Here is a 14,540-nt window from a genome sequence, read left to right on the forward strand (position 1 = left end):
CGCGCTCCGATCCTCACGCCCATCTGCGTACTCGCGTGCCGACCGAGCCTGTCAACGGTGCGTGACAGGCTCGGTTCCGCTTCATGTCACCAGTGTTACGTCACACCTCGGCGTAGCTGAGCTGGGCCTTCGTGTCCGCCGGGTCCGCCGGGCCGTCCGGCACCCGCGGCGCCGGACGGCGAAGGTATACCGCCCAGGTGACCGCGAAACACACCGCGTAGAAGGCGAGGAAGGCGACGAAGGCCCCGGTGCCCGAGCCGGAGGAGAGGAACGACTGCCGGAAGGCGAGGTTGATGGCGACGCCGCCGAGCGCGCCCACCGCGCCGATCAGTCCCATGGAGGCACCGGAGAGGCGCCGCCCGTGGGCCACCGCCGCCTCGCCCGTCAGCCCCTTGCCCAGCGCCTTGTTCTGGAAGATGCCGGGGATCATCTTGAACGTCGACCCGTTGCCGAGCCCGCTGAGCACGAACAGCACCACGAACACGGCCACGAACAGCCCGAGCGACTTCGCCATGCTGGCGGCGACCAGCACCGCGGTGGCGGCTGCCATCGCGACGAAGTTCCACAGGGTGATCCTGGCGCCCCCGTACCGGTCGGCGAGCCTGCCGCCCAGTGGCCGGATCAGGGAGCCGAGCAGCGGGCCGATGAAGGTCAGGTAGGCCGCCTGGAGCGGGGTCCGCCCGAACTGGGTCGTCAGCACCTGCCCGAAGGCGAAGCTGTACCCGATGAAGGAGCCGAACGTGCCGATGTACAGCACGGACATGATCCAGGTGTGCGCGTCCCGCGCGGCGTCCTTCGCGGCCCCGGTGTCGTTCTTCACGGAGGCGAGGTTGTCCATGAAGCAGGCGGCGAGGACCGCGGCCACCAGGATCAGCGGGATGTAGATGCCGAGCAGCACCCGCGGCCCGCCGCTCGCCCCGATGATCGCGAGCGCGGCCAGCTGGATGACCGGCACACCGATGTTCCCGCCCCCGGCGTTGAGACCGAGCGCCCACCCCTTCCTCCGCAGCGGGAAGAAGGCGTTGATGTTGGTCATGGAGGAGGCGAAGTTGCCGCCGCCGATGCCGGCCAGCATCCCGACCAGGAGGAAGGTGGAGAAGGACGTTCCCGGCTCCATGACGGTGAAGGCCGCGACGGTCGGCACCAGCAGGAGCCCGGCGGAGATGATCGTCCAGTTCCGCCCGCCGAAGACGGCGACGGCGAAGGTGTAGGGCACCCGTACGACGGCGCCGACGAGGGTCACCACGGACGTCAGCAGGAACTTGTCGGCGGGCGTCAGCCCGTACTCCGGCCCCATGAAGAGGACCAGCACGGACCAGAGCGTCCAGACGGAGAACCCGATGTGCTCGGAGAGCACGGAGAAGAACAGGTTCCGCCGGGCGGTCCGCTCCCCCGTCTCCTTCCAGAACGTCTCGTCCTCCGGATCCCAGTACTCGATCCAGCGGCCGCCTCGGTATGTCATGACGCCTCCACGGTGCTCCACAGCTCGATTGCCCCGACGGTAGGAAGGGCGCGTTTCGGGCCGGTGGGGCTGTGGATGACCGGAAGGGAACGTTGCTCTCACCCGGCACCGGTGCCGGATGAGAGGTCGCGCCGGTCAGCCCTGGGGGTGCTGGGGCTGCCAGTGGGGGTTCTGCTGGGGGTGGGGCTGCTGCGGGGGCGCGGGCTGCGGAGGGTACGGCTGCTGCTGCGGGTACGCCTGGGGCGGGTACGGCTGCTGCCCGCCCTGGGGCGGCGCGTAGGGCTGCTGGGGGTACGGCTGCTGGGGCTGGGCGTACGGGGCGGGGACCGGCTGCGCGTAACCGCCGGGGGCACCGTGACCGCCGGGGGCGCCGTAGCCGCCAGGGGTGCCGTAGCCGCCAGGGGTGCCGTAGCCACCCGGCGCGGCCTGGCCCGCCGGCGCCCCGCCGAACGGGTTCCCGTGGCCCGGGAACTGCCCGCCGGGCGGCAGGTACCGCACCCGCCCGGTCTCGTCGGCCGTCGGGACGAATCCGGCCGCCTGCAGCCGGGCCGCGAATTTCGCGTTGCGTTTGCGGGTGACGAGGAAGCCGACGCCCAGGATGGCGAGGAGGGCCAGCCAGATGACCGCGGCCGCGACGAAGGCGTCGGACGAAGCGCCCGAGCGGTAGGCGAGGACCACACAGCCGATGGTGACGCCGAGCGCGCCGTACCCCATCCGCTTCTCGGCGCTCTTGCCGGTGAGGTCGAAGTTGATCCGTGCCTTGAGGAGTTCGAAGGCGTCGGGCACGAGCGGCGGCACCGAGACCCCGTCGCCCGCGTTCGGGTACTGCGCCCAGTTCTGCGCGGCGCGGGCGCGGGCCTGCGGGCTCGGGTCGGGCACGAGCAGCATCCTGAGCGAGCTGTTGCTCCCGCCGCCCTGGCGGACGTCGGCGTACTCGTAGCCGAACTGCTGGGCGACGAAGGCGAGCTTGGCGAGCTTCTTCACGGACGCCATCGGGCTGGTCAGCTCGACCGGCTCGCCGCTCGCCATCAACCGCAGCATCTTCTGCGTCTGCCGCTTGCTCATCCCGCCTGTTCCCCCTGACCGGCTCACGCCACCGTGTTCACTCGCGCAACCGGTGCAGTCTCGCACGCCGGTACGACGGCCGTCAGCCCCGGTGTGCCGCCCGCGCCCTCGGCCGCCCGCGCGGGGCGCTCTTGGCGCCGTCCGGCCACAGCTGCGGCTTGCGCTTGGCGGCCACGTCCTCCATCCAGCCGAACCAGACGACGCAGCTCCCGATGAGCAGCCAGGCGAGGACCAGGACCGGCCAGGGGCTCTCCAGGAGCCAGGTGAAGTGCTCGTACATGACGTCGAAGCCCCACAGCCGGTCCCACACGGTGGCCGCGATCAGGATGCACACGTTGTGCCACAGGTAGATCGTCACCGCCCGGGAGTTGAGCAGGGTGACCACCCGGTCCCAGCGGCGCAGCCGGCGCGGCCACTCGGTCCACGACGGGCTGACGTGCAGGAGCAGCAGCACCGTGGCGAAGGACCAGACGGCCTGGGCGAAGGGGATGGAGTCCAGGTCGTAGCCGGACTTGAAGCCCTCCCCGAAGGCGTACCAGAGGCCGAGCGCACCGATCAGCGGGGCCACCGACGGCACGACGTAGCGCGGCAGCCGCTTCAGGACGCCTTCCTGGTGGGCCATGCCCAGGATCCAGCAGGCCCCGAAGGTGCTGAAGTCGGTGAGGGCGGAGGGGATCCGCTCGCCCGGCAGTTCGAGGTAGCCGAACTGGAAGGCGGCCGAGAGCGCGATCGGCGCCAGGATCGTCGGCCACGGCAGCGCACGCAGCGCGCGCAGCAGCAGCGGGGAGAGCAGGACGTACCAGAGGTAGGCACGGATGTACCAGAGCGGCCCGGCGAGGTCCGAGGCCCAGTTGTCTCCCAGGAGCCCGTGGATGCCGGACAGGCCCTCGGCGTACGGCGGGTCGCTCAGCGGCAGGATCCAGAAGGTGAGGTGGAGCCACCACCACCCCGGGTGCCCGTCGTCGTTCGGTCCCCAGCCCTGGAGCAGCATGCCGGTCACGCCCACCGCGCCGAGCAGCCACAGCGGCGGCAGCAGGCGGCGCATGCGGCCGCGGACGACCTGCACGGCGGGGCGCTTGAGGGAACGGGCCATCAGGTTGCCGGCCAGGGCGAACATCACGCCCATGGACGGGAACAGCACGGGCAGCCACGCCCAGCCCGTCAGGTGGTAGAGCACCACGCGGAAGAGCGCCACGGCCCGCAGCAGGTCGAAGTACCGGTCCCGGACGGGCGCCCGCCGGACCTGCTGCTGGGGCGGCACGGGCGGGGCGGTGGCGGTGTCCGCGCCGACGGGGGCGTACGGGGGTGGTGCGGTCACGTACGGGGCTTTCCGGGGCGTCGCGGTCGGGTCGGGGAAGGCAGGGGCGGGGTCGTAGGGCGGGGTGGTCATCCGACGGGCCTCCCGTCCAGGGCGCCCGCGCGCGGGGCGGGCACGCCGGGGGCCCCGCCGCCGGGCGGCGCGGACACGCCGCCGCTGCGGCGCAGCTTCTGCCAGCGCAGCCGGCCGCCGGTGAGGGCGGTGATCCAGGACTGGAGCAGCACCACGTACATGATCTGGCGGTAGAGGATCTGCTGGAGCGGCAGCGAGATGAGCGGGGTCAGCCGCTCCCGGTCCAGCCGGAAGGCGTAGGCCGCGCAGACCGCCTGGATGGCCAGGACGCCCAGCCAGGCGACGATCGTCTTCTGGGTCGGGCCGAAGACGATGCCGTAGAGCAGGAACACGTCGATGAGCGGGGCGAGCAGCGGGGCGAGCACCATGAAGAGGGAGACGAAGGGCAGGCCCACGCGGCCGAAGCGGCCCGAGGGGCCCTTCTCGATCACCGCGCGGCGGTGCTTCCAGATGGCCTGCATGGTGCCGTACGACCAGCGGTAGCGCTGGGACCACAGCTGGCTGACGGACTCCGGGGCCTCGGTCCAGGCGCGGGCGTCCTCGGCGTAGACGACCCGCCAGCCGGCCCGGTGCAGCGCCATGGTGACGTCGGTGTCCTCGGCGAGCGTGTCGTCGCTCATGCCGCCGATGGGCGCGAGCGCGGAGCGGCGGAAGGCGCCGACGGCCCCGGGGATGGTCGGCATGCAGCCGAGGATGTCGTACATCCGGCGGTCCAGGTTGAAGCCCATCACGTACTCGATGTGCTGCCAGGCGCCGATGAGGCTGTCCTTGTTGCCGACCTTCGCGTTGCCGGCGACGGCGCCCACCCTCGGGTCGCCGAAGGGCTGGACGAGTTCGCGGACGGTGGACGGTTCGAAGACGGTGTCGCCGTCCATCATCACGACGATGTCGTACCGGGCGTTGGCCAGGCCCCGGTTGAGGGCGGCGGGCTTGCCCGCGTTGTGCTGGCGTATCACCCGGACGCCCGGCAGGCCCAGGCCCTCCACGATACGGGCGGTGCCGTCGGTGGAGCCGTCGTCGATGACGATGATCTCGATCGGGTGGTCGCTCTCCATGAGGGAACGGACCGTGTTCTCGATGCACTTGGCCTCGTTGTACGCCGGGACCAGCACCGTCACCGGTCCGGTGACCGGCGGTCCCCAGCCGAAGCCCTTGCGGCGGACCCGGCGGGCGTGGACACCGGAGAGCAGCAGCATCAGCAGGAAGCGGCCGATGACCAGCGTGCCGACGATCGCCAGGCCCACCACCAGGACGTCGGTGAGCTTCTCGGATGCCTGGACGAGGAAGACCCACGCCCTGCCCTTCCACAGTTCGGCGCCGGTCACCGGGCTCATGGCGCTGGGCGCGTCCAGGGCCTCGGTGAGGTTGTCGAACTCGTAGCCCTTCGCCTTGAGGTCGGGCAGGAACCTGTTCAGGGCGCGGACGGTCTGGTGGCGGTCGCCGCCGGAGTCGTGCATCAGGACGATGGCGCCCTTGCCTCCGTGCGGGGTGGCCCGGCGGATGATCTCGTCGACGCCGGGCTTCTTCCAGTCCTCGCTGTCCGTGTTGTTGACGACGGTGATGTAGCCGCGGCTGCCTATGTACTCGGTGACCGGCCAGGACTTGTCGTCCATGGCGTCGGCGAAGGAGGAGTAGGGCGGGCGGAAGAGCGAGGTGCGGACGCCGGCCGCGCCGGTGATCGCCAGCTGGTTCTGCGACAGCTCCCAGTCGATGCGCTTCTTGGACTGCAGGGAGAGGTCGGGGTGGTTGAAGGTGTGCAGGCCGACCTCGTGGCCCTCGTCGACCATGCGCTGGACGAGTTCCGGGTAGCGGGAGGCCATGGTGCCGGTCACGAAGAAGACCGCGTGGGCGTCGTGCTTCTTGAGCACGTCCAGCACCCTCGGGGTCCAGGTCGGGTCCGGGCCGTCGTCGAAGGTGAGGACGAGCCGGTGGTCGGGCACGCTCAGGCTCTCGGTGCGGCCGCCCCGGACGTCGATGACCGGGCCGCCCTCCAGGATCTTCTTGGGCACGTGGGTGGTCGGCGCGGGGGCCTGGACGCGGTGGTCGGCGAGGATCTCGCTGTGCACGTAGCCGCGCAGCATGAGCATCGCCGCCAGGGCGACCAGGAGGAGCAGGGGAAGCAGCAGGCGCAGGGGCAGGCGGCGGACGCCCGCACGGGGACTGCGCGCCGCCCCGTGACGGCGGCGGGTGCGGGATGCCATCAGAGGGTGGTCTCCGGGGACAGGGTCGTGGACGTGGAGGTGCTGCCCGGACCGGCGGCGAGGGGCGCGTCGGCGGCCCCCGCGAGGGGGGTCGTGTCGCGGGAGCCGTTGGCGTCGGCGCCGCTCACGCCCGGGTCGGAGCCCGTGGTGGCACCGCCGGTGGGCGCGGTCGGGTCGACCGGGGTGTCGCCGTCGTCCGTCGACGCGGACGGGGCGGTGGTGACGGGCGGCGGGGCCTGGGTCGTCACGGTGGGATCCGGGTCCGTCGTTCCCCCGCCGCCCGGCTTCTTGTCGGTTCCGGTCTCCGTCACGCCGGAGTCGGCGGTCGCGCCGGGCCCCGGCGCCGTGCCGGCGGTGCTGCCGGGCGCGGGGGCTCCGGCGCCCGGGGTGCCGGTCACGCCGGTGCCGTCGGTGGGGCCGGTCTGCGGGGCGCCGGTGCCGGTGGCGTCGGGCGGGCCGGACCGCGAGGGCAGCGGGGTGGTGTCGACCTGGCCGGCGGGCTTGCCCTCCTCCTGGCCCGGTACGGGCAGCCAGGGGGCGTTGGAGTTGCCGGACATCAGGGTGGAGACGATGACGACGGCGTAGATCGCGCAGGCGACGCCGACGAGTATGCCGAGGCGGCGGTAGAGGCGGCTGCGGCGGCCGGAGGAGTCGACGAAGACCGGCCCGTCGGAGGTCTCCCGGCCCGTTCCGCGGTGCCCGCCGTCGGCCCGGTGGAGCACACCGTCGCCGAGCAGGACGGCGTCGAGCTGGACCGTCACCTCGTGCGGGTCGTGGGTGTGCGGGGCGTCCGGGGCGGCGCCGTCCACGGGCTCTTCCTCGCCCGGGGTCTCCTGCCAGGGGTCGCGGAGGAGGGGGACGGGAGGGGGCGGGGTGGTCGGAGCGACCTGGGTGGCCGGGGCCATCGGGGCGTCCGGGGCCATCGGGGTGGCCGAGGGTATCGGGGTGGCCGGGGATATCGGGGCGGTGGGGGCGACCGGGGTCGCCGGAGCCGCCGGGGTCGCCGGGGTCGCCGGGGCGGCCGCGTCGGTGTTGCCCCAGGTTATGCGCGGCTGCCGGCCGAAGGCGTCGGGGCCCTGGTACTCCCGGCCTATTCGGGAGCCGGGTATCTCCGGCCCGCCGTTGCCGGCACTCCCCTGGCGGCGCGCGCCGTCACCCGGACCGCTTCCGAACCATCCCGGACCGGACCCGCCGGACGCCGGCGCGGTCATCGGAGACCCTCCCGCGGGTGGGAAGGAGCGGGTCGGCGGAAGCACCTCGGTGGCGTCAGCATCGGGTCTTGCCTCCGAGAGATCACGACCCCCGGACTCGGCCTCGGGCCACTCCGGTTGGGCGTCTTTTTGCCAATTCTTCACGCGTGCGCACTTCCCCCCACGGGACACTTCCGGGTGCGCATACGACTCCGAGCACTCGTCGGTAGAACCGGCCCCCACCAGGTTCGAGCGCCCCCTGTATCACACCGTGCTCAGGCAGAGAATGTAGCGCACGCGGAGGATCCGTGGTGGCCGCGTGTCAATTGTGGGCGGACATCACAGTGCTGTCGGCGGCCGGAATCCATCCCCCGGCGGGGGCCCGGAGCCAGTCGTTTTCGGCCGCGACCTGCGCCGCCGCCCGGCGCAACGCGTCCAGCGCGGGGTGCACGAGTCCTTTTCGCCAGACCAGTGAGACCGGCGACAGCGGCACGGGATCGACCAGCGGGCGCACGACGGTCGACGCCATGGCCGGAAAGCCCACCACCGCCAGGATCGGATGCCGCGTCCTGTCCATGATCCGCTGGAACTCCTCCTCCCCCATCGCCAGCGGAAGGGGTGGCGCCACGTCGATGCCGCGTCCCTCGAACAGACGGTGCGCGAGGTCGGTCCACTCCGGCGTGCGCGGGTTGCCGGCCCCGGCGTACACCCGCTCCCCGGCGAGCGCGGAGAGCGGCACCTCGTCCAGCCCGGCCAGCGGATGGTCCTCCGGCAGGACGACCGCCATCGGCTCGTGGCGCACGGGCTGGTGGCCGAGTCCGGCCCGCAGCGCCGGGGGCAGGCCCGCGAACCGGCCGAAGGCGGCGTCGATCCGGCCCGCGATCACTTCGGCGGCGGCGTACGTCAGTCCGCTCTCGTAGCGCGCCATCAGCTCCTGGCCGGGGGCGAGTTCGCGCGCCCGTTCCAGGACGAGGCGGCCGGTGACCAGCCCCGGGGAGTTGAGGTCGACCAGCAGCGGGCGGGCCTGTCCGACGGCGGCCAGGAGTTCGTCCTGCGCCTGGAGGACGCGCCGGGCGTACGGCAGCAGCCGCTCGCCGTCGGCGGTCAGCGTCACCTGCCGGGTGGTCCGGACGAACAGCTCGGCGCCCAACTCCCGCTCCAGGCGCCGTACGTCCCGGCTGAGGGCCTGCTGGGCGACGTAGAGCCGGGCGGCGGCGCGGGTGAAGTGGAGGTCCTCGGCGACGGTGACGAAGGCGCGCAGCAGGCGGGGATCGAGGTGGGCGGGTGCGGGCATCCGGTGAACTTACAACAGGGGTGCGTGAATGGCGACGGAGTAGGTGTTGGACCCCTTGATCGCCGCCGGGCCACGGTAGGTGCATGCCGCAACCCACCTTCGAACGCCCTTCCCCGCAGGCCCCTCCCGTCGCCTTCCCCGCCGTCACCGCCGACGCCCTGGTCGTCGCCGACTTCCGCCCGCGCGGCCGGCGCCGGCCGCCCGGCCCGTACCGGCGGCTTCTCGCCACACCCGGCGCCCGCGCGTTCACGATCGGGAACCTCATGGCGCGGCTGCCCATGGGCATGTTCAGCGTGAGCGCCGTCGTGATGATCGCCGGCACCCGCGGTTCGTACGCCCTGGCGGGCGCCGTCACCGCGACGGGACTGGCGGCCACCGCCCTGGTCGCCCCGTGGACCGCGCGGCTCGTGGACCGGCACGGGCAGGCGCGGGTCGCCGTGCCCGCCACCCTGATCGCCGCGCTGGGCTCGCTCGCCCTGCTGCTGTGCGTGCGCCACGGCGCGCCCGCCTGGACCCTGTTCGCCTCCTACGCCGCCACCGCGACGACCCCCAACACCGGCGGCATGGCCCGCGCCCGCTGGAACCACCTGCTGAAGGGCGACGCCGACGGGCTGCACACCGCGAACTCCTTCGAGCAGGCGGCGGACGAGCTGTGCTTCATGCTCGGGCCCATCCTCGCGGCCTTCCTGTGCACGGCGTTGTTCCCGCAGGCGGGCACGCTCGTCGGGGTGGTGCTGCTGGTGAGCGGCATGCTGCTGTTCACCGCCCAGCGTTCGACCGAGCCCCCGGCGGCCGGGCCGCGCCCCACCGCCAAGGCCCCCCTCCGCGCCCCGGGCATCCCGCCGCTGCTGGTCGTGTGCCTCGCGATGGGCGGGGTGTTCGGGGCCATGGAGGTCGTCACCATCGCGTTCGCGGACGCACAGGGCCATCGCGCGGCGGCCGGCGTGGTCCTCGGACTCCAGGCGGCCGGTTCCTGCGCGGCCGGCCTGCTGTACGGCGCGATGAAACCGGCCGGACCCGCCGGACACCGGCTGCCGTGGTGCGTCGCGGCGATGACGGCCCTGCTGACGCTGCCGCTGCTCGCGGCCTCGCTCACCGGCTCCCTGCCGCTGCTGGCGCTCACCCTGCTGATCGCCGGGATGGCCACCGCCCCGACCATGGTCACCACCATGACGCTGGTCCAGCAGCGCACCCCCGAGGGCCGCCTGAACGAGGGCATGACCCTCGCGGTGACGGGCCTGCTCGGCGGCATCGCCTGCGGCAGCGCGGCGGGCGGCTGGACGGTCGAGCACACGTCGGCCGCGGCGGCCTACGGCATCCCGGTGACGGCGGCCGCGGCGGCCCTGATGCTCACCCTGCTGCCGCCCCGGCGGGCGGCGTCCTGAAGGGGGAAGACGACGAGGGGGCAGGCGCTCGCCGTGCTCGCGAGTACCTGCCCCCTCGGGGACGTGGAGATGGCGGGAATCGAACCCGCGTCCAACGGTGCGGAACCAGGGCTTCTCCGTGTGCAGTCCGCTTCGATTTTCTCAGCCCCGGAGATCACGCGGACAAGTCTCCGACGGGCTCAGTCACTGTTTGGTTTCCCTCTTCACCCCGTGACCGGGATCAAGGTTTAGTCCCCTAGCTGATGCCAGGATCCGGGTCGGGAACAGCCCCGGGCTGACACTCCCGTAGTAGGAGGCTCGCTCTGCTACCTGAGATCAGGCAGCGAGGGCGAAGGCCTGCTGGGAGGAATCGCGCTTGGTGTTGGCGATTATTTTTTTCGGCCTGTGGTTTACGAGATCATGGCCGCTTCCTCGACACGCTTCCCCTGCTTCGACAGCCGCTGTCGAAACCGATCATCCCCATGTTGATTTTTCAAGCCCTCCGAAGAGGGAGGTGCACCCGCTCCGAGGTGCGGATGCCATCGTACGTGACCAACGCACCGGGGTGCCAGCCTATTCCCGGCGGTCAGGCCCGCTGCTTGCGCCGGAGCGCGGAGATCGTCCGCTCCGCCTCGCGGCGGTCCTGCTTCTCGCGGAGCGTCTGGCGCTTGTCGTACTCCTTCTTGCCGCGCGCCAGCGCGATCTCGACCTTGGCCCGGCCGTCCTTGAAGTAGAGGGCCAGCGGCACGATGGTGTGACCGGTCTCCTGGGACTTCGACTCCAGCTTGTCGATCTCCACGCGGTGCAGCAGCAGCTTCCGCTTGCGGCGGGCGCTGTGGTTGGTCCAGGTCCCCTGGCTGTACTCCGGCACGTGCACGTTGTGCAGCCACGCCTCGTGCCCGTCCAGCTGCACGAAGCCGTCGGCCAGCGAGGCCCGTCCCTGGCGCAGCGACTTCACCTCGGTCCCGGACAGGACGAGTCCCGCCTCGTAGGTGTCGAGGATCTGGTAGTCGTGCCGCGCCTTCTTGTTCTGCGCGATCAGCTTGCGCCCTTTTTCCTTAGCCATAGTGCAACCATTTTGGCACTACCGAGGGGGCTCACGGAAAGCCGATTACGCGGTCGGCCCCAGTCCGCTCAGTACCGTCCGCGCCCGTTCCAGCGCGGCGGGCTCCGCCGGGTCGACCTCCAGGTCGGGTGTGATGCCCGTGCCGTCGACGCCGCGGCCGGACGGGGTGCGGTAGTGCCCGACGGTCAGCTCGGCCACCGAGCCGCCGGGCAGCCGGCTCGGCATCTGCACCGAGCCCTTGCCGAAGGTGCGGGAGCCCAGGACGACCGCCCGGCCGCGGTCCTGGAGGGCTCCGGTGAGGAGTTCGGCCGCGCTCATCGTGCCGCCGTCGACGAGCGCGACCAGAGGTCTGGTGGTCTCGCCGCCGGGCTCGGCGTGCAGGGCCCGCTGCTCGCCATCGACGTCGTACGTGGCGACCAGGCCGCCGTCGAGGAAGGCGGAGGCGGCGACGACCGCCTCGGAGACCAGACCGCCCGAGTTGCCGCGCAGGTCGAGGACGACTCCCGCGCCGGAGGGCAGCCGCCGCACGGCGTCGCGCACCTTCGCGCCGACGCCCTTGCTGAAGGAGCTGACCTCGACCACCGTGTCGCCGGTGGCGAGGGTGCGCACCGTCACGGGCTGCGTGGAGAGCCTGGCCCGGCGCACGGTCTCGCTCCACGCGCGTGTGCCGCGCTCCAGACCGAGCCGGACGGCGGTGCCGGCGGGCTCGGTCTCGGCGTCGCCGCGCAGTATGGCGACGACCTCGGTGACGGGCCGCCCGTCGACCCGTTCGCCGTCGACGCTGCGCAGCCGGTCGCCCTCGCGGATCCCGGCGTCGGCGGCGGGCGAGCCGGAGCGCACCCCCGTCACCTCGATGCGGCCGTCGCGCTCGCGGCGCGCGGAGAGCCCGACGCCGGTGTACCGGCCGTCCAGGGCGTCCTCCAACTCCTCGTACTCGCCGTGGGAGTAGACGGCGCCCCAGCGGTCCCCGCTGCGGCTGACCGCGCGTTCGGCGGCCTCCTCGGGGGACTTGCCGTCGGCCAGCGCCTCGGCGGCCGCCCTCGCCACCGCGTCGTGCCGCCCGGTGGGAGCGGCCGGGTGCGCCGTGTCCGACTCGGGCTTCCGGTCGCTTCCGGAGAACGAGCCGGTGACCCCGCCCGCGACGAGCACACTCGCGAACACCAAGGTCAGGGCGGCCCCGTGGCGTACGCGGCGGGGCTGACAGAACAGGTCACGACCTGACATGCCGGTGAGTCTAGGACAACGCGCGAGGGCCGAACGGTCGCTTGACCGTTCGGCCCTTTTGGTATGTGTCACACCTTCAGGTACTTGCGCAACGCGAAGAACGCGGCCAACGCGGGCATCAGCAGGCTGGTGGCCAGGATGAGCGGCAGCTTCGTCAACACGGCGTCCCAGCCGATGAAGTTGATCAGGTTCAGCTTCTCCGACAGGGCGAGTCCGTGGTCGATGATGAAGTACCGGGCGACCACCAGGAAGCCGCAGGCGACACCACCGCCGATGAGCCCGGCGACCGCCGCCTCCATGATGAACGGCGCCTGGATGTAGAACCCGGAGGCGCCGACGAGGCGCATGATGCCGGTCTCCCGCCGCCGGCTGAACGCCGAGACGCGCACCGTGTTGACGATCAGCATGAGGGCGACGACCAGCATGAGCGCCATCACCGCGCGGGCGGCCCAGTTCATGCCGTTGAGGAGGCCGAAGAGGTTGTCCAGGATGCCCTTCTGGTCCTGCACGGACTGCACGCCCTCCCGGCCGTCGAAGGCGGTGGCGATGACCTGGTACTTCTCCGGGTCCTTCAGCTTGATCCGGTACGACTCCTGCATCTGGTCCGGCGTGAGGGAGCTGGCCAGCGGCGAGTCGCCGAACTGCTCCTTGTAGTGCTTGTACGCCTCGTCCTGCGACTCGTACGTGACCTTGTCGACGACGGTCATCTCGTCGAGGTCGGACATGATCTGCTTCTTCTGGTCCGCGGTCACCGCGCCCTTGGCGCAGTTGGGGTCGGACTCGGCGTCGCTCTTGTTGCAGAGGAAGACCGAGACGTTGACCTTGTCGTACCAGTAGCCCTTCATGGTGTTGACCTGGTCGCTCATCAGCAGCGAACCGCCGAACAGGGCCAGGGACAGGGCGACGGAGACGATGACCGCGAAGGTCATCGTCAGGTTGCGGCGAAGACCGACACCGATCTCCGAGAGCACGAACTGGGCGCGCATGGCGTCTCGTTAAGCCTTTCGTTCCTCGTCGTCAGTGCTGGTAGCCGTAGACGCCGCGTGCCTGGTCGCGGACGAGGCGGCCCTTCTCCAGCTCGATGACGCGCTTGCGCATCTGGTCCACGATGTTCTGGTCGTGGGTGGCCATGATCACGGTGGTGCCCGTCCGGTTGATGCGGTCGAGCAGCTTCATGATGCCCACGGACGTCTGCGGGTCGAGGTTGCCGGTGGGCTCGTCCGCGATCAGCAGCTTGGGCCGGTTGACGAACGCCCGCGCGATCGCGACGCGCTGCTGCTCACCGCCGGACAGCTCGCCGGGCCTGCGGTCCTCCTTGCCGCCGAGACCGACCAGGTCGAGCACCTGGGGCACCGACTTGCGGATCTCACCGCGGGACTTGCCGATGACCTCCTGGGCGAAGGCGACGTTCTCGCCGACCGTCTTGTTCGGCAGCAGGCGGAAGTCCTGGAACACCGTCCCCAGCTGGCGCCGCATCTGCGGCACCTTCCAGTTGGACAGGCGGGCGAGGTCCTTGCCCAGGACGTGCACCTGGCCGTGGCTGCACCGCTCCTCGCGGAGGATCAGCCGCAGGAAGGTGGACTTTCCGGAGCCGGAGGATCCCACGAGGAAGACGAACTCGCCCTTCTCGACCTCCAGGGAGACGTCCCTGAGGGCTGGGTGGCTCTGTTTGGGGTAGACCTTGGAGACGTTGTCGAATCGGATCACGGATGCACCACGGGTCGCCGGGGGTAGATGTGCGTGACCATACGCGAACCGGGGAGCGGACCGCAGTCACCGGTCTGGGTTGCGTATCAGTTGCACGTTTTGTCCCTGGCGGGAGGACGCGCGGGGTCCTCAGGAACCTGGCACAGTGGAAGGGGAACGTTCGTGTCGTTGCGGGCGTTGTTCTGACGGAGCCGGCGGCAAGGAGGGCGAGCGCATGACGTACGACCGGTTGGTGTGCGCGAACTGCGCGGCGCCCGTGAACGAGGGCCGGTGCCCGGTGTGCCGGGCGAACCGCGAGCGGATGCAGCAGGAGGGCCCCCTGGCGGGGCTGAACCCGATGACGCTGATCGCGCTCCTCGCGGTGCTGATCGCGGCGGTGGCCCTGCTGGCCCACCAGACCGTCTGACGGACGCGTGGGGCCCACAGGGCCTTCGGAGACATGGCAGAGGGGCCCGGAGCGCTGTGCGCTCCGGGCCCCCCCGCCCCCCGGGGGGGGGGGGGGGAGGACGGGCGCACGAAACCGCCCGGCCCCCCCCCCCCCCGCGAAAAAACGGGCCGCCCGGGGGATCCCCTAACC

At 71.7% G+C, this 14,540-nt stretch carries 12 protein-coding genes and 1 other RNA gene; 2 read left to right on the top strand and 11 right to left on the bottom strand.

The window, feature by feature from the left end:
• Positions 1-100: 100 nt before the first annotated feature.
• From ACFW01_RS31270 to ACFW01_RS31295, 6 genes are all read right to left on the bottom strand, one after another.
• Positions 101-1,462 (bottom strand): nitrate/nitrite transporter, encoded by a 1,362-nt coding sequence (locus ACFW01_RS31270; RefSeq protein ID WP_384509247.1) that lies wholly within the window; start codon positions 1,460-1,462, stop codon positions 101-103.
• A gap of 135 nt (positions 1,463-1,597) precedes the next feature.
• The gene (locus ACFW01_RS31275; protein WP_384509250.1) at positions 1,598-2,527 is read right to left on the bottom strand and encodes a hypothetical protein; all 930 of its coding nucleotides are present in this window, start codon (positions 2,525-2,527) and stop codon (positions 1,598-1,600) included.
• An 82-nt stretch (positions 2,528-2,609) separates the two neighbouring features.
• Positions 2,610-3,917: an acyltransferase family protein gene (locus ACFW01_RS31280; RefSeq protein WP_234961138.1), complete on the bottom strand. Its 1,308-nt coding sequence runs from the start codon at positions 3,915-3,917 to the stop codon at positions 2,610-2,612.
• Positions 3,914-6,118 (bottom strand): polysaccharide deacetylase family protein, encoded by a 2,205-nt coding sequence (locus tag ACFW01_RS31285; RefSeq protein ID WP_384509254.1) that lies wholly within the window; start codon positions 6,116-6,118, stop codon positions 3,914-3,916. The genes ACFW01_RS31280 and ACFW01_RS31285 overlap by 4 nt, the downstream gene beginning before the upstream one ends.
• Positions 6,118-7,329: a hypothetical protein gene (locus ACFW01_RS31290; protein ID WP_384509257.1), complete on the bottom strand. Its 1,212-nt coding sequence runs from the start codon at positions 7,327-7,329 to the stop codon at positions 6,118-6,120. The genes ACFW01_RS31285 and ACFW01_RS31290 overlap by 1 nt, the downstream gene beginning before the upstream one ends.
• A 301-nt stretch (positions 7,330-7,630) precedes the next feature.
• The gene (locus ACFW01_RS31295; RefSeq protein ID WP_384509260.1) at positions 7,631-8,602 is read right to left on the bottom strand and encodes a LysR family transcriptional regulator; all 972 of its coding nucleotides are present in this window, start codon (positions 8,600-8,602) and stop codon (positions 7,631-7,633) included.
• Between the two features lie 83 nt (positions 8,603-8,685).
• On the opposite strand from ACFW01_RS31295, the gene ACFW01_RS31300 reads away from it, so the two are divergent.
• Positions 8,686-9,987, top strand: coding sequence for an MFS transporter (locus ACFW01_RS31300; protein ID WP_384509263.1), 1,302 nt, complete (start codon positions 8,686-8,688; stop codon positions 9,985-9,987).
• A gap of 61 nt (positions 9,988-10,048) precedes the next feature.
• Here ACFW01_RS31300 and ssrA read toward each other — a convergent pair.
• The 5 genes from ssrA to ftsE form a co-directional block, all read right to left on the bottom strand.
• Positions 10,049-10,448, bottom strand: a transfer-messenger RNA (tmRNA) gene (gene ssrA / locus ACFW01_RS31305).
• Positions 10,449-10,552: 104 nt separating this feature from the next.
• Positions 10,553-11,032 carry an SsrA-binding protein SmpB gene (gene smpB / locus ACFW01_RS31310; protein WP_234961143.1) on the bottom strand — a complete coding sequence of 160 codons (480 nt, stop codon included), beginning with the start codon at positions 11,030-11,032 and terminating at the stop codon, positions 10,553-10,555.
• Between the two features lie 45 nt (positions 11,033-11,077).
• Positions 11,078-12,256 (bottom strand): S41 family peptidase, encoded by a 1,179-nt coding sequence (locus ACFW01_RS31315; protein WP_384509267.1) that lies wholly within the window; start codon positions 12,254-12,256, stop codon positions 11,078-11,080.
• 68 nt (positions 12,257-12,324) lie between these two features.
• On the bottom strand, positions 12,325-13,242 hold the full coding sequence (ftsX, locus tag ACFW01_RS31320; protein ID WP_064728178.1) for a permease-like cell division protein FtsX: 918 nt from the start codon (positions 13,240-13,242) through the stop codon (positions 12,325-12,327).
• Positions 13,243-13,273: 31 nt separating this feature from the next.
• Positions 13,274-13,963, bottom strand: coding sequence for a cell division ATP-binding protein FtsE (gene ftsE / locus ACFW01_RS31325; protein ID WP_043372426.1), 690 nt, complete (start codon positions 13,961-13,963; stop codon positions 13,274-13,276).
• 214 nt (positions 13,964-14,177) lie between these two features.
• Here ftsE and ACFW01_RS31330 point away from each other — a divergent pair, with 214 nt between their 5' ends.
• Positions 14,178-14,369, top strand: a complete 192-nt coding sequence (locus ACFW01_RS31330; protein WP_161330910.1) for a hypothetical protein — start codon at positions 14,178-14,180, stop codon at positions 14,367-14,369.
• Positions 14,370-14,540 lie beyond the last annotated feature (171 nt).

The organism is Streptomyces sp. NPDC058985 (genome assembly GCF_042740985.1).
Taxonomy (GTDB): Bacteria; Actinomycetota; Actinomycetes; order Streptomycetales; family Streptomycetaceae; genus Streptomyces.

What these genes read in the sequence shown, in the direction of transcription:
- ACFW01_RS31270 (WP_384509247.1), bottom strand. Translation starts at nt 1,462, where the DNA reads ATGACATACCGAGGCGGCCGCTGGATCGAGTACTGGGATCCGGAGGAC.
- ACFW01_RS31275 (WP_384509250.1), bottom strand. Translation starts at nt 2,527, where the DNA reads ATGAGCAAGCGGCAGACGCAGAAGATGCTGCGGTTGATGGCGAGCGGC.
- ACFW01_RS31280 (WP_234961138.1), bottom strand. Translation starts at nt 3,917, where the DNA reads ATGACCACCCCGCCCTACGACCCCGCCCCTGCCTTCCCCGACCCGACC.
- ACFW01_RS31285 (WP_384509254.1), bottom strand. Translation starts at nt 6,118, where the DNA reads ATGGCATCCCGCACCCGCCGCCGTCACGGGGCGGCGCGCAGTCCCCGT.
- ACFW01_RS31290 (WP_384509257.1), bottom strand. Translation starts at nt 7,329, where the DNA reads ATGACCGCGCCGGCGTCCGGCGGGTCCGGTCCGGGATGGTTCGGAAGC.
- ACFW01_RS31295 (WP_384509260.1), bottom strand. Translation starts at nt 8,602, where the DNA reads ATGCCCGCACCCGCCCACCTCGATCCCCGCCTGCTGCGCGCCTTCGTC.
- ACFW01_RS31300 (WP_384509263.1), top strand. Translation starts at nt 8,686, where the DNA reads ATGCCGCAACCCACCTTCGAACGCCCTTCCCCGCAGGCCCCTCCCGTC.
- smpB (WP_234961143.1), bottom strand. Translation starts at nt 11,032, where the DNA reads ATGGCTAAGGAAAAAGGGCGCAAGCTGATCGCGCAGAACAAGAAGGCG.
- ACFW01_RS31315 (WP_384509267.1), bottom strand. Translation starts at nt 12,256, where the DNA reads ATGTCAGGTCGTGACCTGTTCTGTCAGCCCCGCCGCGTACGCCACGGG.
- ftsX (WP_064728178.1), bottom strand. Translation starts at nt 13,242, where the DNA reads ATGCGCGCCCAGTTCGTGCTCTCGGAGATCGGTGTCGGTCTTCGCCGC.
- ACFW01_RS31330 (WP_161330910.1), top strand. Translation starts at nt 14,178, where the DNA reads ATGACGTACGACCGGTTGGTGTGCGCGAACTGCGCGGCGCCCGTGAAC.